Origin of the sequence: Agromyces soli (genome assembly GCF_022811605.1) — a bacterium.
Taxonomy (GTDB): Bacteria; Actinomycetota; Actinomycetes; order Actinomycetales; family Microbacteriaceae; genus Agromyces; species Agromyces soli.
In genome coordinates, this window is the sequence record NZ_CP094533.1 from 3,168,820 (window position 1) to 3,189,608 (window position 20,789).

18 protein-coding genes are annotated in these 20,789 nt (G+C 71.4%); 3 read left to right on the forward strand and 15 right to left on the reverse strand.

The window, feature by feature from the left end:
* Positions 1-44 precede the first annotated feature (44 nt).
* The 11 genes from MTP13_RS15200 to MTP13_RS15250 form a co-directional block, all read right to left on the reverse strand.
* Entirely contained in the window at positions 45-1,124 is a 1,080-nt protein-coding gene (locus tag MTP13_RS15200; protein ID WP_243568526.1) for a UDP-N-acetylglucosamine--N-acetylmuramyl-(pentapeptide) pyrophosphoryl-undecaprenol N-acetylglucosamine transferase, read from the reverse strand.
* Positions 1,121-2,395 carry a putative lipid II flippase FtsW gene (ftsW, locus tag MTP13_RS15205; RefSeq protein ID WP_243568527.1) on the reverse strand — a complete coding sequence of 425 codons (1,275 nt, stop codon included), beginning with the start codon at positions 2,393-2,395 and terminating at the stop codon, positions 1,121-1,123. The genes MTP13_RS15200 and ftsW overlap by 4 nt, the downstream gene beginning before the upstream one ends.
* Positions 2,352-3,887, reverse strand: coding sequence for a UDP-N-acetylmuramoyl-L-alanine--D-glutamate ligase (gene murD / locus MTP13_RS15210; RefSeq protein ID WP_243568528.1), 1,536 nt, complete (start codon positions 3,885-3,887; stop codon positions 2,352-2,354). The genes ftsW and murD overlap by 44 nt, the downstream gene beginning before the upstream one ends.
* Positions 3,887-4,981, reverse strand: a complete 1,095-nt coding sequence (gene mraY / locus MTP13_RS15215) for a phospho-N-acetylmuramoyl-pentapeptide-transferase (RefSeq protein ID WP_243569863.1) — start codon at positions 4,979-4,981, stop codon at positions 3,887-3,889. The genes murD and mraY overlap by 1 nt, the downstream gene beginning before the upstream one ends.
* Positions 4,978-6,390: a UDP-N-acetylmuramoyl-tripeptide--D-alanyl-D-alanine ligase gene (locus MTP13_RS15220; protein ID WP_243570856.1), complete on the reverse strand. Its 1,413-nt coding sequence runs from the start codon at positions 6,388-6,390 to the stop codon at positions 4,978-4,980. The genes mraY and MTP13_RS15220 overlap by 4 nt, the downstream gene beginning before the upstream one ends.
* Positions 6,387-7,931 carry a Mur ligase family protein gene (locus MTP13_RS15225; protein ID WP_243568529.1) on the reverse strand — a complete coding sequence of 515 codons (1,545 nt, stop codon included), beginning with the start codon at positions 7,929-7,931 and terminating at the stop codon, positions 6,387-6,389. Before MTP13_RS15225 ends, MTP13_RS15220 begins: the two co-directional genes overlap by 4 nt.
* Before the next feature lie 13 nt (positions 7,932-7,944).
* Positions 7,945-9,714: a peptidoglycan D,D-transpeptidase FtsI family protein gene (locus MTP13_RS15230; RefSeq protein WP_243568530.1), complete on the reverse strand. Its 1,770-nt coding sequence runs from the start codon at positions 9,712-9,714 to the stop codon at positions 7,945-7,947.
* A gap of 22 nt (positions 9,715-9,736) precedes the next feature.
* Positions 9,737-10,312, reverse strand: coding sequence for a cell division protein FtsL (ftsL, locus tag MTP13_RS15235; protein ID WP_243568531.1), 576 nt, complete (start codon positions 10,310-10,312; stop codon positions 9,737-9,739).
* Positions 10,309-11,262 carry a 16S rRNA (cytosine(1402)-N(4))-methyltransferase RsmH gene (rsmH, locus tag MTP13_RS15240; protein WP_243568532.1) on the reverse strand — a complete coding sequence of 318 codons (954 nt, stop codon included), beginning with the start codon at positions 11,260-11,262 and terminating at the stop codon, positions 10,309-10,311. Before rsmH ends, ftsL begins: the two co-directional genes overlap by 4 nt.
* A 104-nt stretch (positions 11,263-11,366) precedes the next feature.
* On the reverse strand, positions 11,367-11,798 hold the full coding sequence (gene mraZ, locus MTP13_RS15245; protein ID WP_243568533.1) for a division/cell wall cluster transcriptional repressor MraZ: 432 nt from the start codon (positions 11,796-11,798) through the stop codon (positions 11,367-11,369).
* Positions 11,799-12,143: 345 nt separating this feature from the next.
* Entirely contained in the window at positions 12,144-12,533 is a 390-nt protein-coding gene (locus MTP13_RS15250; RefSeq protein ID WP_243568534.1) for a DUF3040 domain-containing protein, read from the reverse strand.
* A gap of 73 nt (positions 12,534-12,606) precedes the next feature.
* Here MTP13_RS15250 and MTP13_RS15255 point away from each other — a divergent pair, with 73 nt between their 5' ends.
* The gene (locus tag MTP13_RS15255) at positions 12,607-13,719 is read left to right on the forward strand and encodes a polyprenyl synthetase family protein (RefSeq protein WP_243568535.1); all 1,113 of its coding nucleotides are present in this window, start codon (positions 12,607-12,609) and stop codon (positions 13,717-13,719) included.
* 32 nt (positions 13,720-13,751) lie between these two features.
* Here the strand turns inward: MTP13_RS15255 and MTP13_RS15260 are convergent, their stop codons facing one another.
* Positions 13,752-14,090: an Rv2175c family DNA-binding protein gene (locus tag MTP13_RS15260; RefSeq protein ID WP_243568536.1), complete on the reverse strand. Its 339-nt coding sequence runs from the start codon at positions 14,088-14,090 to the stop codon at positions 13,752-13,754.
* Between the two features lie 242 nt (positions 14,091-14,332).
* Between MTP13_RS15260 and MTP13_RS15265 the strand changes: the two genes are divergently transcribed.
* Together MTP13_RS15265 and pknB are read left to right on the forward strand one after the other, a co-directional pair.
* The gene (locus tag MTP13_RS15265) at positions 14,333-15,436 is read left to right on the forward strand and encodes a LysM peptidoglycan-binding domain-containing protein (protein WP_243568537.1); all 1,104 of its coding nucleotides are present in this window, start codon (positions 14,333-14,335) and stop codon (positions 15,434-15,436) included.
* An 89-nt stretch (positions 15,437-15,525) separates the two neighbouring features.
* Positions 15,526-17,430 (forward strand): Stk1 family PASTA domain-containing Ser/Thr kinase, encoded by a 1,905-nt coding sequence (pknB, locus tag MTP13_RS15270; protein ID WP_243568538.1) that lies wholly within the window; start codon positions 15,526-15,528, stop codon positions 17,428-17,430.
* 91 nt (positions 17,431-17,521) lie between these two features.
* On the opposite strand, the gene MTP13_RS15275 is transcribed toward pknB, so the two are convergent.
* From MTP13_RS15275 to MTP13_RS15285, 3 genes are all read right to left on the reverse strand, one after another.
* Entirely contained in the window at positions 17,522-18,850 is a 1,329-nt protein-coding gene (locus MTP13_RS15275; RefSeq protein WP_243570857.1) for a class II 3-deoxy-7-phosphoheptulonate synthase, read from the reverse strand.
* A gap of 121 nt (positions 18,851-18,971) precedes the next feature.
* Positions 18,972-19,661, reverse strand: a complete 690-nt coding sequence (locus tag MTP13_RS15280) for a lysophospholipid acyltransferase family protein (protein WP_189086689.1) — start codon at positions 19,659-19,661, stop codon at positions 18,972-18,974.
* A gap of 55 nt (positions 19,662-19,716) precedes the next feature.
* Positions 19,717-20,682 (reverse strand): ROK family glucokinase, encoded by a 966-nt coding sequence (locus tag MTP13_RS15285; RefSeq protein WP_243568539.1) that lies wholly within the window; start codon positions 20,680-20,682, stop codon positions 19,717-19,719.
* Between the last annotated feature and the right edge of the window lie 107 nt (positions 20,683-20,789).

The window sequence follows — 20,789 nt, forward strand, 5'->3', positions numbered from 1 at the left end:
CGATGCTCCCCTTCCACGTTACGCGCCTTCCGGCGCGGTGCGGCTCAGGCGTGCGGGTCGAGCGCCGCGTCGATGAGCGCGACGAAGCGCTCGGTGCCGTCGCGGAAGCCCGTGCCGAGCGCGAGCCGGCCCATCTCCCCGATGCGGTCGCGATCGGCGAGGAGCGGCAGCACCTCGGCGGCGAACCACTCCGGGGTGAACTGCGCGTCGTCGACGAGGATCCCGCCGCCCGCCGCGACCACGCCGGCCGCGTTGAAGCGCTGCTCGCCGTTGCCCACGGGGTACGGCACGTACACGGCCGGGATGCCGAGCGCCGAGAGCTCGCTGACGGTCGCCGCACCCGCGCGCGACACCGCGAAGTCCGCGAGCGCGAGCGCGAGCTCCATCCGGTCCGCATAGGAGACGAAGCGGTAGCCCTCGACGCCGGGGTCGCTCGCCTCGGCGGTGCCGCCCGCGATGTGCAGCACCTGCCAGCCCGCGTCGACGATCCGCCGGGCGGAGTCGACCATCGTGCCGTTGATCCGGCGCGCGCCGAGCGAGCCGCCCGTGGCGAGCAGCACCGGCGACGCGGCATCCAGCTCGAAGTACTCGGCCGCCTCGGCTCGCGAGGCCGCGCGGTCGAGCCGCTCGATCTCGCGGCGGAGCGGCATGCCGACCACCTGCGCGCCGCGCAGCGGCGTGCCGGCGAAGGCCACGCCGACGCCGGCGGCCCAGCGCGCGCCGAGGCGGTTGGCGAGGCCGGGACGGGCGTTCGCCTCGTGGATGACGACCGGCACGCCCGCGCGCCGCGCCGCGAGGTACGCGGGCGTCGAGACGTAGCCGCCGAAGCCGACGACGACGTCGACGCCGTGCTCGGCGATGAGTTCGCGCACGATGCCGATCGAGCGGCCGAACGCGCGGGGGAAGCGCAGCGCCGCCCCGTTCGGGCGCCGCGGGAACGGCACCTTCGGGATCGTGAGCAGGCGGTAGCCGCGCTGCGGGACGAGGCGGGACTCGAGGCCCTCCGCGGTACCGAGCACGAGCACGACCGAGTCGGGCTCGCGTTCGCGCAGTCGGTCGGCGACGGCGAGCAGGGGGTTCACGTGCCCGGCGGTGCCTCCGCCGGCGAGGAGGTAGACGGTCATCGCACGGCACCCGCCGCCGCCGGGGCGCCGAGGCGCAGCCAGCGGCCGCTGCCGCCGCCGTCGGGGTTCCGCGCGACCGACAGCACGATGCCGATCGCGAAGAGCGTCGTGAGGAGGGCCGTGCCTCCAGCGGAGACGAGCGGAAGGGGGACGCCGAGGACCGGGAAGACGCGGAGCACGACACCGATATTGACACACGCCTGCACGATGACCCACACCATGACCGATGCGGTCGCCGCCTTGCCGAAGGGCGTGCGGGCCCCCCGCAGCACCCGTGCGAAGGCGATCGCGAGCAGTACGAACATGGCGATCACGACGATCGCGCCGATCAGGCCGAGCTCCTCGCCGATGATCGCGAAGATGAAGTCGTTCGCCGCCGCGGGCAGCCACGACCACTTCGCCGCCGAGTTGCCGAGGCCGACGCCGAAGACGCCGCCGTTGGCGAGGGCGAAGGTGCCGTGCTGGATCTGCCAGCACGCGTCCACGTCGACCTTCGTGCAGCTCTCCTGCACGAAGCTCATGATGCGCTTCATGCGGTTCTCGCTCGAGAAGGCGACGATCACGAAGAGCAGGGCGGCGACGAGCACCGGGCCGATGAGCAGGCGGATCCGGATGCCGACGAGGAAGAGCGCCCCGATCAGCATGGCGCCCATGATCATGACGGTGCCGAGGTCGCCGCCGAGCAGCACGAGGCCGATGGAGCCGCCGCCGACGAGCAGGATCGGCAGCACGCCGTGCACGAAGTCGCCGAGCTGCGCCTGCTTCTTCGTCACGATGAGGCCGAGCCACATCACCATCGAGACCTTGATCATCTCCGAGGGCTGGAACTGGAAGCCGCCGAACGAGATCCAGTTCGTGTTGCCGCCGATCTCGACGCCGAGCGGCGTCGCCACGACGAGCAGCTGCATGAGGCAGGAGAAGGCCAGCGCCGGCCAGGCGAGCAGCATCCACACCCGCTGCGGCATCCGGCTCGCGAGCAGCATGACGGGCACGCCCACTGCCGCGAAGGCGGCCTGCCGGCCGATCTGCACGAAGGCGCCGCCGTCCTCGATGCGCGACTCCACCACCGAGGAGGAGAGCACCATGACCAGGCCGAAGACGACGAGGAAGAGCGTCGTGCCGAGCAGCAGGTAGAAGTCGCCGGACTCGACCCGCAGCACCCGCCCGAAGCGGATCCGGGCGGCCGCCATCCCGCGCGGCTCGGCCGAGGCCTCGGTGCTGGCCGGTTCAGTCCTCGTCGGCTCGGGGGTCGGCTGGGGTGCCATCGGCATCCGCCTCACCTCCCAGCATCGCTCTGACCGCTTCGTGGAACCTGCGACCGCGGTCCGCGTAGTCGGTGAACTGGTCCATCGACGCCGCCGCCGGCGCGAGCAGCACGGTGTCGCCCTGCTCGGCCACCGAGGCCGCCAACGCGACCGCCTCGGGCATCACGTTCTCAGTGTCCGGCGCGACGACCTCGAAGAGCGGCAGTTCGGGCGCGTGTCGGCGGAACGCCGAGACGAGCTCGTCGCGGGCCGCACCGATCACGATCGCGGCGCGGAGCCGGCCGACGTGCGCCGCGACGAGCGAGTCCGCATCGACGCCCTTGAGCAGGCCGCCCACGATCCAGACCACACGGCCGAAGGCCTTCAACGAGGCCTGCGCCGCGTGCGGGTTGGTCGCCTTGGAGTCGTCGATCCACCGCACGCCTCCGGCGATCGCCACGGTCTCGATGCGGTGCGCGTCGAGCCGGAACTCCCCCAGCGCGTCGTGAATGATGCCGACCGGGACGCCCGCAGCGCGCGCGAGCGCCGCGGCGGCGAGGATGTTCTGCACGATGTGCGGGGCGTCGAGGCCGCGGGGCTCGAGCTCGGCGACCGTGATGATCTCGAGCGCCGTGCTGCGGCGGTCGTCGAGGAACGCGCGGTCGCAGAGGATCCCCTCGACGACGCCGAAGTCGCTCGGCCCGGGCACGTCGAGCCCGAAGCCGATGGCGCGTGCGCCCTCCTCGACCTCCGCCTCCTCGACCATGAGCCGGGTCGCCTCGTCGGCGCGGTTGTAGACGCAGGCGATCCTGGTGTTCGCGTAGACCTTGGCCTTCGCGTCCCGGTAGCCCGCGAAGGAGCCGTGCCAGTCGAGGTGGTCGTCGGCGAGGTTCAGGCAGACGCTCGCGAGCGGGTGCAGCGCGCCGGGGCCGGCGGTGGGCACGTGGTGCAGCTGGTAGCTCGACAGCTCGACCACGAGGACGTCGAAGCCCTGCGGGTCGCGCACGGCGTCGAGCACGGGCACGCCGATATTGCCGCACGGCGCCGCGCGCAGCCCGTTCGCGGCGAGGAACGTGGCCGTCAGCTGCGTGGTCGTCGTCTTGCCGTTCGTGCCGGTGACGAGGATCCACTCGGCGGCCTCGACCTTGTCTCGGACGCGCCAGGCCAGTTCGATGTCGCCCCAGACCGGGACGCCCTCGGCCCCGGCCCACTCGAGCACGGGATGGTCCGGGTGGAACCCGGGCGAGGCGACCAGGAGCTCGGGCGAAAACTCGGCGAGCTCGGCGGGCACCGTCTCGAGCGGATCGGTGACGAGCCGGGCGCCGATCACCTCGAGGATACGGGCGCGATCGTCGTCGCGCGCTGGGGCGAGCACGAGCACCTCCGCTCCGAGCTCGGTGAGGGTGTCGGCCACGGCGAAGCCGGTGACGCCGAGCCCGAGGACCGCGACCCGCAGGCCGCTCCAGTCGGCGTGCCAGCTGGTCAGCCCGGCGAGTCGTTCAGCGGCAGGGATCACCATCAGCTCTGGAGCCATTCGAGGTAGAAGCTGCCGACGCCGGCAGCGACGAGGAGGCCGCCGATGATCCAGAACCGCACCACGATGGTGACCTCGGCCCACCCCTTCAACTCGAAGTGGTGATGGATCGGACTCATCAGGAAGATCCGCTTGCCGTGGGTGAGCTTGAAGTACGCCCGCTGCACGATCACCGACCCCGTCTCGATCACGAACAGCCCGCCGATCAGCACCAGCAGCAGCTCGGTGCGGCTCACGATCGCCAGCGCCGCCAGCGCACCACCGAGCGCGAGCGACCCCGTGTCGCCCATGTAGATCTTCGCCGGGTTCGTGTTCCACCACAGGAACCCGATGAGGCCGCCCACGATCGCCGTCGCGACGATCGCGAGGTCGAGGGGGTCACGGACCTCGTAGCAGCGGTAGGCGTCGGCCTGGTTGAGGTTCGGGTTCGAGCAGGCCTGGTTGAACTGCCAGAACCCGATCACGACGAACGACCCGATCGCGAGGATCGACGCCCCGCCGGCGAGCCCGTCGAGCCCGTCGGTCACGTTCACCCCGTTCGACGCAGCCGTGGAGATCAGACAGATCCAGATCACGTACAGGATCGTCCCGGCGATCGTGCCGAACACCATGAAGTCCAACGGCAGATCCCGGATGAACGAGATCTTCGTATCCGCCGGCGTCGTGCCCTGCGCATTCGGGAACTGCAACGCCAACAACGCGAACGTGCCCGCCACCACGACCTGCCCGGCGACCTTCGCCCACCCGCCAAGGCCCAGGCTCTGCTTCTTCCGCGTCTTCAAGAAATCATCGATGAACCCGACCACACCGAGCCCGACCATCATGAACAGCACCAGCAGCGCCGACGCCGTCGCACCCTCACCATTGATCAGCGTCGCCCCGAAATACCCGAACAAGGTGCCCAGGATGAAGATGATCCCACCCATCGTGGGCGTGCCCCGCTTCACATGATGCGACTGCGGCCCATCATCACGGATGAACTGCCCCCACCCCAGGCGGACGAACAACCGGATGAACACCGGCGTCAGAAAGAGCGTGAACGCGAGCGACAACGCCCCGGCAGTCAGTAGTGCTCTCACGAGAACCATTCTCCCAATCGGTCGCCGAGGTGTCGCAGCCCCGCGGAGTTCGAAGATTTCACGAGGATCGTGTCCCCGGGGCGCGCCTGCGCCGTGACGAGCTCGAAGGCCTCGTCCTGCGTCTCCACGAAGGCGGACTCGCCGTCCCACGAGCCTTCGTTGATGGCCGAGATGTGCAGCCGCCTGGCACCCTGGCCGACGACCACGAGCTGGGAGATGCCGAGCCGCACCGCGAGCAGGCCGATCCGGTCGTGCTCGTCGCCGGAGAACTCCCCGAGCTCGCTCATCTCGCCGAGCACGGCGAAGGTGCGAGCGCCGTCGCGCTTGACCTGGGCGAGCGTCTTCAGCGCGGCCGACATCGAGTCCGGGCTCGCGTTGTACGCGTCGTTGATGACCGTGATCTCGTCGCGGCCGCCGAGCACCTCCATGCGGCCGTGCTCGGCCAGCGTGACGGATTCCAGCGCGGCGACGATGCCGTCGAGCGGCACCCCGAGCTCCCGCGCGGCGGCGATCGCAGCGAGGGCGTTCATGATGTGATGCTCGCCGAGCACCCCGAAGGCGACTGTCGCGGACTCGCCACCAGGCACGGTGACGGTGAAGTCGGTCCCGCGGGCGTGCACGCGGATGTCGCTCGCTCGGACGTCGGCGTCGTCGCCCAGCCCGAAGCGGACCACGCGGGCGCGGGTGAGCTCCGCCATCGGCGCGACGCGCGGGTCGTCGGCGTTCAGCACCGCGACATCCGTGTCGAGCAGCTCGGTGACCATCTCGCTCTTCGCGCGGACGGTCTGCTCGATGCCGCCGAACTCGCCGGCGTGCGCGAGGCCGACCTTCAGGACGATGCCGACGTCCGGGCGAGCCATCCGGATCAGCCGTGCGATCTCGCCGATCCCGGAGGCGCCCATCTCGGCGACGAGGAACTCGGTCGACTCGGTGAGCTCGAGCATCGTGATCGGCGCGCCGACCTCGTTGTTGAAGGACTTCCGTGCGGCGACCGTCTCCCCGACCCGCTCGAGCACCGTGCGCAGCAGGTTCTTCGTCGTCGTCTTGCCGTTCGAGCCCGTCACGCCGACGATGCGGAGACGCCCGAGCGCACGCACACGCGCGACGACCTCCGTGGCCAGGCGGCCGAGCGCCTCGACCGAGTCGTCGACGAGGATCTGCGGCACCTCGACCGGCTGCGCCTCCTCGACGATGAGCAGTGCCGCGCCGGAGTCGACGGCCGCGGGCACGAAGCGGTGCCCGTCGTCGAACTCGCCGCGCTTGGCCACGAACACGCCGCCCGCGACGACTTCGCGCGAGTCGGTGGTGACCGACCCGTCGACACGGTCCTCGGCGGAGGCCCCGTGTGCGGGCAGGCGGAGTTCTCCCTCGACCGCCGCGGCGATCTCGGCAAGGCTCAACGCGATCACGCCGGCCACCCCGCTTCGCGGAGCGCCGCTCTGGCATCGTCTCTGGCGGAGTACGGGATCTTCTCGCCCTTCACTTCGTGGTAGTCCTCGTGCCCGGGTCCGGCGTAGAGGATGGCGTCGCCCTCGCCGACGAGCCCGAGCGCCGTGCGGAACGCGGCTCGCGGGTCGGCGATCTCGTGGATCTCGCGGCCGGGCACGGCCTCGAGGGCGCCGGCGATGAGCGCGGTGCGGATGGCCGCGGGGTCCTCCCAGCGGGGGTGGAAATCAGTGATCACGAGCGCATCGGCGCCGCGTGCGGCGATCGCGCCCATCTCGGCGCGCTTCGTCGTGTCGCGGTCGCCGTCGGCGCCGAAGACCATCACGAGACGGCCCGGGGTGAATCGGCGGATGGCGCCGAGGGTCTGCAAGAACGCGTCCGGGCTGTGACCGTAGTCGACGTAGACGAGCGGCCCCTGCTCGCCCGAGATGCGCTCAGCTCGACCGGGGATGTACGCACTGATGCCGCCGTCGCGGTCGAGTGCTGTGGCGATCTCGTCGAAGGCGTAGCCCGCCTCGACGAGCATCACGATCGCGAGCGCGGCGTTCGCCGCCATGTACCAGCCGACGATGGGCACGGACGTCTCGAGCCGACCCGCTGGCCCTTCGAGCACGAACGACGTGCTCGCCGCCAGCTCCTCGCCGACGGTCATCCGCCACTCCGCCTCGACATCGGGGCTCGTCGTCAGCGTCGTGACCGGGACGCCGGACTCGCGTGCGAGCCGACGACCCCACTCGGAGTCGACCGTGACGACCCCGCGCCGAGCGCGGTCGGGCTGGAAGAGGGCCAGCTTCGCCGCGAAGTACTCGTCCATCGACGCATAGTCGTCGAGGTGGTCGTGGCTCAGGTTCGTGAAGCCGACGACATCGAAGACGAGGCCGTCGACACGGTGACGGCTGAGCGCCTGAGCGGAGACCTCGATGCCGAAGGCGCTGGCGCCCAGCTCCTCGGCGCGGGCGAGGAGCGCGTGAAGTTCGCTCGCCTCGGGGGTGGTGAGCGAGCTCACGACCGCCTCGTCGCCGATGCGGCGCTCGGCGGTGGACGTGAGGCCCGAGACGACGCCGAGCTGGCGGAGGATGCCGTCGAGCAGGTAGACGACGCTCGTCTTGCCGTTGGTGCCCGTCACGCCGAAGAGGGTCGCCGGGTTGTCGGCCGTGCCGTGGATCCAGGCCGCGACCTCGCCGAGCGCCGCCCGCGCGTCGTCGACCACGAGCACGGGCAGCTCGGCGCGCGCCGCGCGCTCGGCGCCGTCGGCGTCGGTCAGGACCGCGACCGCCCCGCGGGCGGCCGCATCCGCGGCGTAGTCGGCGCCGTGCGCGTTGCGCCCGGGCACGCCGACGTAGAGATCGCCCGGCTGCACCGCGCGGCTGGAGAGGGCCACGCCGGTCACCTCGAGTCCGTCGAGATCGCCGCGCACCACCAGATCGAACTCCTCCGCGAGCTCGCGGAGCGATCTGGGATTCGGGTGCTGCGGCCGGAGTGCCGTGGGAGGCGTGCCGGTCACGAATCCAACTTTCTCACCAGCTTGCTGGCAGTTCGGGCGCCGGGGCGCCGGATGGAACCGTCCGATACTTCTTCAGCACCTGGCTCATCACGTCTCGGAAGACGGGAGCGGATGCGGCGGACGAGTTCATCTTAACCGCATCGAAGATGCTCACCGAAACGACGTACTGGGGGTCGTCGGCCGGCGCGTACCCCGAGACCGAGACGAGGTACTCGCTGCGGTACCCGCCCTGACCGTCCGCGACCTGCGCGGTGCCCGTCTTCGCCGCGACCCGGTAGCCCGGGATGTTCCACTGGTCCGCCAACCAGCCCTCGAGGTACACCCGCTCGAGCATGGCGGTCGTCTCGTCGGCCGCCTTGGCAGAGACCACCTCGCGGGGCGTCTGATCGGGCTTGCCGGTGACCGTGCCGTCCGCGTCCGCGCAGCCCTGCACGAGCTGCACCGGCATCCGCACGCCGTGGTTCGCGAGCGCCTGATACGAGCTCGCCACCTGGATCGCCGTCGTCGTGAGACCCTGGCCGAACATCGTCGCGTACTTCGTCTGGTCGTCGGTGGCCCAGTAGTCCGGCCCGCCGTTCAGGTCGCCGGATGCCTCGGCCGGAAAGCCGACCTCGCTCTCGGTGCCGAGTCCGAAGTCGAGCATGTCCTGGTAGCGCTGCTCGTCGCTCACCCGCTCGCCGAACTGCGACATGCCGGTGTTCGAGGAGTCGATGAGCACGCCGGTGAGGGTGAGTCGCTCGTCGTCGTGGTAGTCGGAGTCGTTGATGTCGGCGTTGCCCGGAGTGATCCGGTACGGGGCCACGACTCCGCTCGTGGGGTCTGCCTGCCCCGCGTCGATCACGGACGCGGCGGTCAGCGCCTTGAAGGTCGAGCCGGGCTCGAACGGGGCGGAGAAGGAGCGCGAGCCGCGGTCCTCGGCATCCGTCGCACCCGGGTCGTTGGGGTCGACGGTGGGCACGTCGGCGACGGCCAGCAGCTCACCCGTCTTCGCGTTCATGACGGTGACCATGCCCCACTCGGCGCCGACCTCGGCCACCCGCGCGGCGAGGATGCGCTGCACCTCCCACTGCAGGTCCGCGTCGATCGTGAGCTGCACGGTGCCGCCCGGCTGCGCCTCCTTCACGGTGCGCTCCGTGCCCGGGATGTCCACCCAGTCCTTCAGGGAGTGCAGCGAGGTGACCGTGCCGTCGACGCCGGCGAGGCACTGGTCCTGCGCCGCCTCGAGGCCGCCCGCCGGCTCGCCGTCGTCGTTGACCCAGCCGAGCAGGTTGCCGGCCACCGCGCCGTTCGGATAGGTCCGTCCGGGATGCTCCTGCGAGTACACCCAGGGCACCTTGAGCGCACTGACCCGATCGTAGGCGGCGACGTCGACCTGCTTCGCGAGGTACGCGAAGTCGGAGTCGGCGTCCTCGGCGAGGCTCTGCTCGACCACCGCGGTGATCTGCGCGGCCGGGATGCCGAGCGCCGCGCCGAGATCGGCCGCGTTCTTCGCGAGCTGCCCGGGGTCCTCGGCTTCGCGCGCCTTCGCCTGCTTCGGCGAGAGCGTGATGTCGTATCGCATGACCGAGTCGGCGAGCACGGTGCCGTTGCGGTCGACGATGTCTCCGCGCGCACCGTAGACGGTGCGCGAGTCGCTGCGCACCTGCTCGGCCTCGGCGTTGTACTCGTCGGCGCGGACCACCTGGATCTCGACGAGCTTCACGACGAACACCGCGACGAAGGCGATGAGCAGCGCCCCGGCCACGATCACGCGCCGCATCGGATACCGGCTCGTCTGCTTCATGCCTGGAGTGCCCCCTGGTGGATCAGTGCGTGTCCGGAGTGGGCAGCGCCCCCGGCGGGACGAGCTGGGTGTCGTTGCCGGCGGGCGCCCCCGCACCCGTTCCTCCGGTGGCATTCTCACTCGTCGCCGGCTGGTTCACGAGCGGCACGTCGGTGATCAGCGAATTCGGGACGAGCGGCCCGGAGTCCGCCGCATCGGAGCCGGCCGCCTGCGGCTGGCCGAGCACGGCGCCGTCCGAGAGCCGCAGGTAGACGGGCGTCGTGTTCGGCACCATGCCGAGCTCCTCGGCGTTGCGGGCGAGGTTCTGGGGCGACTGCAGCGCGTCGAGCTCCTCGGCGACGATCTGGCGGTCGCGCTCGAGCTTGGTCTGCTGCACGCGGAGCGAGTCGAGCTCGTAGGCGCCCTGCGTCATCGCGACGGAGATCACGAGCTGTGCGGCCGCCACGAGGATGATCGCGCCGAGGGCGATGATGGCGTAGGCGATCCGCGGCTTGCGCCGCCGGACCGCGTCGGGAACCAGACGGAGCCGCCGGGCCGGGGCCTCGGCGGGCGCGCCGCGGAGCGGTGCGGGCAGGGTCTGGGCGGCCACTGCGCTCATCTGGCCCTCCTCACTCGTTCTGCGGCGCGGAGGCGCACCGGCTTGGCACGGGGGTTCTCGGCCTGCTCGGCCTCGCTCGCGAGCTCCGCTCCTCGGACCAGCAGCCGGAACTGCGCCTTGTGCTCGGGCAGCTCCATCGGGAGGCCCGCGGGCGCGGTCGAGCTCGAGGCCGCCTGCAGCTCGCGCTTCACGAGCCGGTCCTCGAGGGACTGGTAGGAGAGCACCACGATGCGTCCGCCGACCGCGACCGCGTCGAGCGCGGCCGGGATGGCGGCGGCGAGCACCGAGAGCTCCTCGTTCACCTCGATCCGCAGCGCCTGGAAGACCCGCTTGGCCGGGTGCCCCTGGCGCTGGATCGCCACCGGGGTCGCGTCGTGCAGGATCTGCACGAGCTCGCCCGATCGGGTGATGGGGTGCTCGGCCCGCGCCCGGACGATGGCCCGGGCGTACCGGGCAGCGAGCTTCTCCTCGCCGTAGTCGAGGAAGATCCGGCGCAGCTCGTCCTCGTCCGCTTCGGCGAGCACATCGGCGGCCGTGCGCCCGCGGGACGGGTCCATGCGCATGTCGAGCGGCGCGTCCTTCGCGTAGGCGAAGCCGCGCTCGGCCCGGTCGAGCTGCAGCGAGGAGACGCCGAGGTCGAACAGGATGCCCTGCACCTCGTCGAAGCCCTCGCGGCGGATCGCCTCGGTGATGCCGTCGTAGACGGTGTGCACGAAGCGGGCGCGGTCGCCGAACGCGGCGAGCCGCTCGCGGGCGATCGCGAGTGCCTCGAGGTCGCGGTCGAGGCCGATGACGGTGAGTTCGGGGAAGCGCTCGAGGAAGGCGCGGCTGTGCCCGCCCATGCCGAGCGTGGCGTCGACGAGCACGGCGCCGGGCGCCTCGAGGGCGGGAGCGAGCAGCTCGACGGTGCGGTCGAGCATGACTGGGGTGTGGATGCGATCGAGGTCCATGTTCCTTCTCCGGTCCCGAGAGCCCCGGGTCCTGATCCCCATCCGTGACCCTGATGCGGGGAAGTGCACCAGGTGCAACGGCTGGGAGTCAGCGCCCGAGGAGCTCAGAAGAGCCCCGGGATCACCTCCTCCGCGGTCTCGGCGAACGCCGCTTCCTGCTCGGCGAGGTACTCCTGCCACGCCTCGGCGTCCCAGATCTCGACCCGGCTGCCCGCGCCGATCACGGCGAGGTCGCGGTCGAGCCCTGCGTAGCCGCGGAGCGTGGCGGGGATGGTCACGCGGTGCTGCTTGTCGGGCGTCTCGGCCGAAGCCCCCGACAGGAAGACGCGCATGTAGTCACGGGCCTGCTTGCTCGTGACCGGGGCCTGGCGGATCTTCTCGCTCATCTGCTCGAACTCGCGAGCGCTGAAGACGTAGAGGCAGCGTTCCTGCCCCCTGGTGAGGACGAGACCGTTGGAGAGCTCCTCTCGGAACTTCGCGGGCAGGATGATGCGCCCCTTCTCGTCGAGCTTCGGCTCGTACGTACCGAGAAACATCCCCCACCCCCTTTCCTCCGGCCAGGATCCAGGTGGCCCCACTTTACTCCACTCTCATCCCCGTTTCAATGAACTTGCGCCTTAAGACGCCGATTGGCCCGGTTCGATGCCCGGAAATTCAAGGATCCTCGGCGTGGTGGGAAGTGGAGGGGAAATCGCACAACGTGGAGATTCCGGGCGCGCCGAAGGGGCCGGACGGCGTGGTCACGCCCGGCCGGACCGCCGATTCAGCGCGTCAGGTCGCGCACGGACGGGCATCCGGGCACGAAAAAGCGGGCCGATCGTCTCGATCGGCCCGCGAGTGGTGCGAAGTGGAGGAGCGCGGTGGAGGCGGCGTCGAACCGCCTAGCCCTGCCCGTCCTGACGGCGGTCCCAACGGTCGTTGAGCCGGTCCATGAACCCCGCCTTCGGTCGGCTCTGCCCAGGCCGGCGCGCGGCGTCGACCGGATCGACCGGCGAGGGCTGGCCCGCCCCTCGGCGGGAACGGGTCATCGAGAACAGCACCCCGGCGAACATCGCGGCGAAGCCGAGGATGCCGACGACGGGGATCTGGAGCGCGACCCCGGCGATGAGCGCGCCGATGCCGACGAGGGCGATCAGCACACCGATCGTCAACCGTCGGTAGTCCACCCCACCTCGTCGACCGCCGACCGCCTGCACGAAATCGGCGTCGTTGCGGTAGAGATTGCGCTCCATCTCTTCGAGAAGGCGCTGCTCCTGCTCTGAAAGCGGCATCTCATTCCCCTCTTTCGGGATCAACGCATCCTACGTCGATTCTAACGCCGCTGCGCCTCGCTAGGCTAGGCGGGTGGCACACGGTTCCCGACTGGTCGACCTGGTTCACGATCGGATCGAGGATTTCCTCGCCGACCGTACCTCCATTCTCGATGCTGTCTCGGGCGACCTCGCCCCACTCGGCGCATTCTCGAAGCGCTTTCTCAGCGGGGGCAAGCGCTTCCGGGCACTGTTCTGCTACTGGGGGTGGGAGGCCGTCACCGGCGGCTCCTTCGATCCCTTCGACGGCCCCGACTCCCGCGACCGCTCCCCCGTGATCTCCGCGGCCGCGTCGCTCGAGCTCTTCCATGCGGCGGCGCTCGTGCACGACGACCTCATCGACAACTCGGACACCAGGCGATCCGCGCCGAGCGCGCACCGGCTCTTCGAGCGGCTGCACGGCGAGTCCGGCTGGGTCGGCGACGGTGAGCAGTTCGGCCGCTCGGCGGCGATCCTGCTCGGCGACCTGCTGCTCGGCTGGAGCGACGAGCTGCTCGACGAGGGCCTCGAACTGCTCGAGCAGCGCGCAGACGCCCGCGCGGCTAGGACCGAGTTCATGCGCATGCGCACCGAGGTGACGGCCGGCCAGTATCTCGACGTCCTCGAGGAGCACGCCTGGATCGCCCAGCCCGACGAGGAGCAGCAGCTCCGCGCCGAGCGGGTCATCGTCTACAAGGCCGCGAAGTACAGCGTCGAGGCGCCGCTCGCGATCGGCGCGGCGATCGGCGGCGCCACGAGGGAGCAGGCGGCCGCGCTCCGCGCCTACGGGCTTCCGCTCGGCATCGCCTATCAGCTGCGCGACGACCTGCTGGGCGTGTACGGCGACCCCGAGCTCACTGGCAAGCCCTCAGGCGACGACCTCCGCGAGGGCAAACGCACGATGCTCATCGCCATTGCGCGCGAGCGGCTCGCGCCGAGCACCCGGCGCCTGCTCGACGAACTGCTGGGCGACCCCGAGCTCGACGAGACGCAGGTGCGGATGCTGCAGCAGACGCTCAGCGACTGCGGCGCGGTCGACGAGATCGAGGCGCTCATCACCCGTCAGCTGCAGTCGGCGACGGCGGCCCTCGCAGAGGCCCCCATCAGCGAGCACGCCCGGGCCGAGCTCGGAGCGCTCGCCCGCTCCGTCGCGAAGCGGGTCAGCTGACCGATCGCGCGTCGTCGGGAGCGGATGCCTCGTCAGGCGAGCGCCTGCGCGACGCGCCGCACCTCCGCCTTGCGGCCGGCGCGCAGCGCCGCGATCGGCGTCGTCCCGAGGCTGTCCTCCTCGCCGATCAGCCAGTCGAGGGCCTCGGCGTCGCTGAAGCCGGCGTCGTGCAGCACCATGACGGTGCCGTGCAGCTCCGGCATCGGCACGCCGTCGCGGAGGAAGTCCGCCGGCACCTTCAGCACCCCGTCGACGCGGCGGGCGAGCAGGTGGCGCTCGTCGATCAGGCGCCGCACCCGCCCGGGCGAGACGTCGAGCAGTTCGACGAGCTCGGGGACGGTCAGCCACTCGGACGCAGTTGATTCGCTCACGAAGAACAGCCTGCCACGTCGCGGGCCGCTCGTGTCGGAGTCGGGTCCCGCGCCACGCGGGCGAGGGGTTTGACTCGCCCCCTCCCCTGTGCGACCGTGACGAACAGCCGGTGATCCATGCCGACGAGGGGAACCAGATGACGACACGGCCCGAACCGGAATTCGAGCGGGGGCCAGATCAGGGAGCCTCGGCGTCGCGGCCGAGCCTCCGCTCACGAGCGATCGCCCTGCCCATCGCCGTGATGAGCTCCATCGCCGTCGCGCTCGGCTTCGCGCAGCCCGCCGACGCCGCGCCCCAGCCGCCGAAACGCCTCGCGAAAGGCAAGGCGACCGCCGCCGGAACGGCCGGCGCCCGCGCCGTCGCGGGCGCCGTGCCCGCCGAGGTCACCGTCGCCGACGGCGACACGGTCTCGGGCATCGCGGAGCGCTACGGCCTGTCGACGGCCGAGCTGCTGGCCGCGAACGGCCTCGGCTGGTCGAGCCTGATCTTCCCGGGCCAGCGCCTCGTGCTGCCGGGCGGCACGCCGCGGGCGAGCGAGCCGGCCCCGGAGATCGCCAGGCACACCGTCGTCGCCGGCGACACCATGGGCGGCATCGCCGAACGCTACGGCGTCGACCTCGCCCAGCTGCTGAGCGCGAACGGCCTCGGGCGCGAGAGCCTCATCTTCCCCGGGCAACAGGTGGTCCTGCCCCTCGCGGGCGCGGCATCCGCCCCGTCGGCGCCGGCCGAGCAGAGCCCCCCTGCGACGGCGGAGCCCCCGGCCCAGGTCACCGTCGCCGAGGGCGACACCGCGTGGGACCTCGCCGAGCGGCTCGACGTCGACCTCGACGCCTTCCTCGCCGCGAACCGCCTCAGCGCCGACCCCGTGCTGCAGCCCGGGCAGGTGCTGACCGTCCCGCGCCCGGCCGCCGTGGCACTCGTCGCCTCGGTGAGCACCGTCCTCACCGACGAGATGCGGCAGAACGCCCAGCTCGTCGTCGACATCGGCCGCGCGCTCGGCGTGCCCGACCGCGGCATCGTGATCGCGCTGGCCGCAGCCGCGCAGGAGTCGGGGCTCCGCAACGTCCGGCACGGCGACCGAGACTCGCTCGGGCTCTTCCAGCAGCGGCCGAGCCAGGGCTGGGGCACGCCGGAGCAGGTGCTCGACCCGGTCCGGGCGACCACCGCGTTCTACGGCGGCGCCGCGAACCCGAACCCGGGCGTCACCCGCGGCCTCCTCGACATTCCCGGCTGGGAATCCATGAGCGTGACGGACGCCGCGCAGGCCGTGCAGCTGAGCGCCTACCCGAGCTACTACGCGAAGTGGGAGGCGCAGGCGACCGCCTGGCTCAGCGAGCTCGGCTGACCCCTCGTCCGGGTCACGAAGGGGTTTCGATCCGCATCGCCACGGCGGTTCGAACCGAAACGGCATACGCCGCTTCGTAGACTTCTACGGTGACCACTGCGCCCGTCGACCCGATGCTCGGCCGTCTCATCGACGGCCGGTACCAGGTGCGCTCGCGGATCGCCCGCGGCGGCATGGCGACCGTCTACCTCGCCACTGATCTGCGGCTCGAGCGCCGCGTGGCGATCAAGATCATGCACGGCCACCTCGCCGACGACAACACGTTCAAGACCCGCTTCGTGCAGGAGGCCCGATCCGCGGCCCGGCTCGCGCACCCGAACGTGGTCAACGTCTTCGATCAGGGCCAGGACGCGGACATGGCGTACCTCGTCATGGAGTACCTGCCCGGCATCACGCTGCGCGACCTGTTGAAGGACTACCAGCGGCTCACGCCGGAGCAGACCGTCGACATCATGGACGCCGTGCTCGCCGGCCTCGCCGCCGCGCACAAGGCCGGCATCGTGCACCGCGATCTCAAGCCCGAGAACGTGCTCCTCGCCGACGACGGGCGCATCAAGCTCGGCGACTTCGGGCTCGCGCGCGCCGCGAGCGCGAACACGGCGACCGGGCAAGCGCTGCTCGGCACGATCGCCTACCTCTCCCCCGAGCTCGTCACGCGCGGCGTCGCCGATGCCCGCAGCGACATCTACGCCGTCGGCATCATGATGTACGAGATGCTCACGGGCGAGCAGCCGTACGTCGGGGAAGCTCCGATGCAGATCGCGTACCAGCACGCCAACGACCAGGTGCCGACGCCGAGTTCCAAGTTCTCGGGCGTCCCGCCCGAGCTCGACGAGCTCGTGCTCTGGGCGACCGCCCGCGATCCCGAGCAGCGCCCCGCCGACGCCCGGGCGATGCTCGACCGGCTGCGCGAGGTCGAGGGCGCCGTTCGGGGCGTCGCCGGCCCCGTCCCCGAGCTCTACCAGCCCACCATGGTGCTGGCCGACGCGACGGCCACCGCGGAGACGAGGGTCCTGCAGCCGCCGTCGGCGCCGGTCCCAACCGCCGTCGCCGACCCCGAGCAGCAGGGCGAGGAGTCCGCCGCGCTCACCGCGCGCGCCGCCCGTCGCAAGCGCAAGGGGTACTGGCTGTTCGCCCTCGTCCTGCTGCTCGCCGGTCTCGCCGGCGGAACCGGCTGGTACTTCGGCGCGGGCCCCGGCTCGCTCGCCGCGGTGCCGAAGGCCGCCGGGCTCGAGCCCGCCGCCGCGCAGGCCCTGCTCGAGGACGCGGGTTTCGAGGTCGAGCAGGGCGAACGGTACGACCCCGAGATCGCGGCGGGACTCGTGTCCGGCACCGACCCCGGCCCCGGCGCGCAGGCGCGACGAGGGTCCGTCGTCACGATGCTCGTCTCGCTCGGCCCGCGCATCCTCGAGGTGCCCGACGTGATCGGTCAGCCGCAGGCCGACGCGCGCGCCGCGCTCGGCGAGTTCGCCGTCGCCGACGACGTCGTGCAGCAGTTCAGCGGCGAGATCGACGCGGGTGCCGTGATCGCGCTGCTCGACGGCGACGGCAACGCCCTGCCCGCCGACTACCCGGAGCGCGGGGCGATCACGCTCGTCGTCTCGCTCGGCGCGGTGCCCGACGTCACCGGCATGTCGATCGGCGAGGCCGAGGCCACGCTCTCCGAGGTGAACCTCGAGCTCGTGCAGGGCGACCCGCAGTTCAGCGACGACGTCGACGTCGACGTCGTGATCAGCGCGGAGGCGCAGAACGACCCGATGCGCCCCGGCGACAGCGTGCTCGTGATCGTCTCGAAGGGCCCCGACCTCGTCGAGGTGCCGAACGTCATCACCGGCCAGACGGTCGCCGAGGCGCGAGCCCAGCTCGAGGCGCTCGACTTCACCGTGACCTCCAACGTGCCCGAGTTCCTCGAGGGCGCCGTCGTCGCCGCGAAGCAGAGCGTCGCGGCCGGCGACCGCATCAAGCGCGGCAGCGAGATCTCCGTCAACTTCTGAGCCGCGGCACCGCTCGGGGCCATCCCCGCCCGCCGCATGCAGAACGACGGCGCCCCGCCGAAGCAGGACGCCGCCGTTCGTTCACTCGCGCTCAGCGCGAGCCGAGCTCCTCGGCCACCAGGAAGGAGAGCTCGAGGGACTGCATGTGGTTCAGGCGCGGGTCGCAGAGCGACTCGTAGCGGGTCGCGAGCGTCGCCTCGTCGATGTGCTCGGAGCCGCCGAGGCACTCCGTCACATCGTCGCCGGTGAGCTCCACGTGGATGCCGCCGGGGTGGGTGCCAGCGGCCCGGTGCGCCTCGAAGAAGCCCTTCACCTCGTCGACCACGTCGTCGAAGCGACGGGTCTTGTAGCCGGTGGGCGTCGTGATGCCGTTGCCGTGCATGGGGTCGGTCACCCACAGCGGCTGGGCATCGGACTGCTTGATGGCCTCGAGCAGCGGCGGCAGGGCCTCGCGGATGCGTCCGGCGCCCATGCGGGTGATGAACGTCAGCCGGCCCGGCTCGCGGTTGGGGTCGAGCTTCTCGACGAGCTCGAGCATCGTCTCGGGCGTCGTCGTGGGGCCGAGCTTCACGCCGATCGGGTTGCGGACGCGCGAGAGGAAGTCGACGTGCGCGCCGTCGAGCTCGCGCGTGCGCTCACCGATCCAGATGAAGTGCGCCGAGGTGTTGTAGGGCGTGCCGGTGCGCGAGTCGATGCGCGTCATCGGCCGCTCGTAGTCCATCAGCAGACCCTCGTGGCCCGTGTAGAACTCGGTGCGCTTGAGCTCGTCGAAGTCCGCGCCGCAGGCGTCCATGAACTTCACCGCGCGGTCGATCTCACGCGCGAGCTTCTCGTACCGGGCGTTCGCCGGGTTGGCCGCGAAGCCCTGGTTCCACTGGTGCACCTGCCGGAGGTCGGCGAAGCCGCCCTGGGTGAACGCGCGGATGAGGTTCAGCGTGGAGGCCGCCATGTGGTAGCCCTGCAGCAGCCGACGCGGGTCGGCGGCGCGCGACTCCGGCGTGAAGTCGTAGCCGTTCACGATGTCGCCGCGGTAGGCGGGCAGGGTCACATCGCCGCGCGTCTCGGTGTCGCTCGAGCGGGGCTTCGCGAACTGGCCCGCCATGCGGCCCATCTTCACGACCGGCATCGAGGCGCCGTAGGTCAGCACGACGGCCATCTGCAGCAGGGTCTTCACCCGGTTGCGGATCTGATCGGCCGTGGCTCCGGCGAACGTCTCGGCGCAGTCGCCGCCCTGCAGGAGGAACGCCTCGCCGCGGGAGGCGCTGGCCAGCCGCTCGCGCAGCATGTCCACCTCACCGGCGAAGACCAGCGGCGGCAGCGTGGCGAGTTCGGCCGACGCCGCGGAGGCCGCGTCGGCGTCGGGCCACTGCGGCTGCTGCTTGATCGGCAGCGTGCGCCAATAGTCGAGGCCCGCGATCACATCGGGATCTGCGTTCACGAAGGGCTCGACGAGCTGCTGCACTGGATGTCCTGGAGGGTCGGGCGCGCGGTCGCGCGCGGGTACGAAACGACGCCGCGCTGCGCGGCGTCGTAGGACGAGCCTACCGCGCCTCGGAGGCCCGTCGTTCCTTGACCGAACTCGCGTAGACGTCGACGTATTCCTGGCCGCTCAGCTCGCGCAGTTCGTAGACGAGCTCGTCGGTCACGCTGCGCAGCACGAAGCGGTCGCTCTCGAGCCCGTGGAAGCGCGAGAAGTCGAGCGGATCGCCGATCACGATGCCGATGCGCCGCACCTTCGGCAGCCGCGTGCCGATCGGCATGACCTCGGCGGTGCCGATCATGGCGACGGGCACGACCGGGGCACCCGACTCCAGGACCATGCGGGCGACCCCGGTGCGTCCCCGGTACAGCTTCGCGTCGGGGCTGCGGGTGCCCTCGGGGTAGATGCCGAGGATGCGGCCCTCGCTGAGCACGCGGAGCCCGGTGTTGAGGGAGGCCTCGGACGCCTTGCCGCCGCTTCGATCGATCGGCAGCTGCCCGGTGGCCTGGAAGAAGAGCTTCGTGGCCCAGCCCTTGAGTCCGCGGCCCGTGAAGTACTCGCTCTTCGCGAGGAAGACGACCGGCCGGTCGACGACGAGCGGCAGGAAGATCGAGTCGATGAAGGAGAGGTGGTTGGAGGCGAGGATGACCGGGCCGTTCGCGGGGATCTTCTCGAGGCCGACGATCCAGGGGCGGAAGATCGCGAGGAGCACCGGCCCCACCACGATGTGCTTCATGATCCAGTAGAACACCCGAGCTCCCCGTCTCGTCCGTCGCGCCCGCCCCGGGCGGAGTCCAGCCTAGCGATCAGGCGTGCTGCTCGACCCACACGCGCGCGAGGTCGGCGGCGCCGACGACCCCGGCGTCGTTCACGAGCTCCGCGATCACGAAGTCGGGCTCGGGGTGGTAGCCCCGCGCCGGCAGATGCTCGAGATACGCCTCGCGGACGGGCTGCAGCAAAAGCTCGCCGGCGACCGCGACCCCGCCGCCGAAGACGAAGCGCTGCGGGTCGAGGACCGCCGAGAGGCTCGCCGCCGCCTGCCCGAGCCATTGGCCGAGCTGACGGAGCGCCGCGAGCGCGCCCGGGTCGCCCGCCTCGATGAGCCCGCCGACGAGCGCACCGTCGAGCTTGCCGTGCTCGGCGCGCGTCCGGGCGAGCGCCTGGCCGATGCCGCCGGCATCGGCGATCTCGCCGGCCATCCGCAGCAGCGCCCGGCCCGAGCCGTACTGCTCGAGGCATCCGTGCTGACCGCAGCCGCAGGCGATGCCGCCGGGGACGAGCCGGAGGTGCCCGAGTTCGGCGCCGGCGCCGAAGCCGCCGCGGAAGAGCCGGTCGCTCGCGACGATCGCCCCGCCCACGCCCGTGCCGATCGTGAGCATCACCATGTCGCTCACGAGCCGCCCGGCGCCGAAGCGGAACTCGGCCCAGCCCGCGGCGTTCGCGTCGTTGTCGACGACGACGGTGCCGCCGACGCGGGCCTCGAGCTTCTCGCGGAAGGGCTCGTTGCGCCAGTCGATGTTGGGCGCGTAGTAGACGGTGGACTGCGCCGCGTCGATGAATCCGGCCGCGGCGACTCCGACGGCGTCGATGCCGCCCGCCGCGTGCTCATCCGCGCGGAGCCGCCCGATCATCGCGACGACCGCGTCCTCGACCGCGCGCGCGTCGCCGGCCGGGGTCGGCACGCGGTCCTGCGCGACGATGGTGCCGAGCTCGTCGACGATCGCTCCCGCGATCTTCGTACCGCCGATGTCGATGCCGATCGCGTGCGCCACGAGGCCGCCTTTCAGGGGGAACGGGAAGGTTCGCGCCGCCGCCGGACGCCGGGGCGCGCGCGGGCAACGACTAGAGTGTAGTCAACCCAACGCCGAGGCCCGAGACG

Excerpts from the sequence above, each read along its gene's own strand:
- ftsW (WP_243568527.1), bottom strand. The coding sequence starts at position 2,395 with ATGCCGATGGCACCCCAGCCGACCCCCGAGCCGACGAGGACTGAACCG.
- mraZ (WP_243568533.1), bottom strand. The coding sequence starts at position 11,798 with ATGTTTCTCGGTACGTACGAGCCGAAGCTCGACGAGAAGGGGCGCATC.
- MTP13_RS15200 (WP_243568526.1), bottom strand. The coding sequence starts at position 1,124 with ATGACCGTCTACCTCCTCGCCGGCGGAGGCACCGCCGGGCACGTGAAC.
- ftsL (WP_243568531.1), bottom strand. The coding sequence starts at position 10,312 with ATGAGCGCAGTGGCCGCCCAGACCCTGCCCGCACCGCTCCGCGGCGCG.
- MTP13_RS15250 (WP_243568534.1), bottom strand. The coding sequence starts at position 12,533 with ATGCCGCTTTCAGAGCAGGAGCAGCGCCTTCTCGAAGAGATGGAGCGC.
- MTP13_RS15230 (WP_243568530.1), bottom strand. The coding sequence starts at position 9,714 with ATGAAGCAGACGAGCCGGTATCCGATGCGGCGCGTGATCGTGGCCGGG.
- rsmH (WP_243568532.1), bottom strand. The coding sequence starts at position 11,262 with ATGGACCTCGATCGCATCCACACCCCAGTCATGCTCGACCGCACCGTC.
- murD (WP_243568528.1), bottom strand. The coding sequence starts at position 3,887 with ATGGTGATCCCTGCCGCTGAACGACTCGCCGGGCTGACCAGCTGGCAC.
- MTP13_RS15265 (WP_243568537.1), top strand. The coding sequence starts at position 14,333 with ATGAGCTCCATCGCCGTCGCGCTCGGCTTCGCGCAGCCCGCCGACGCC.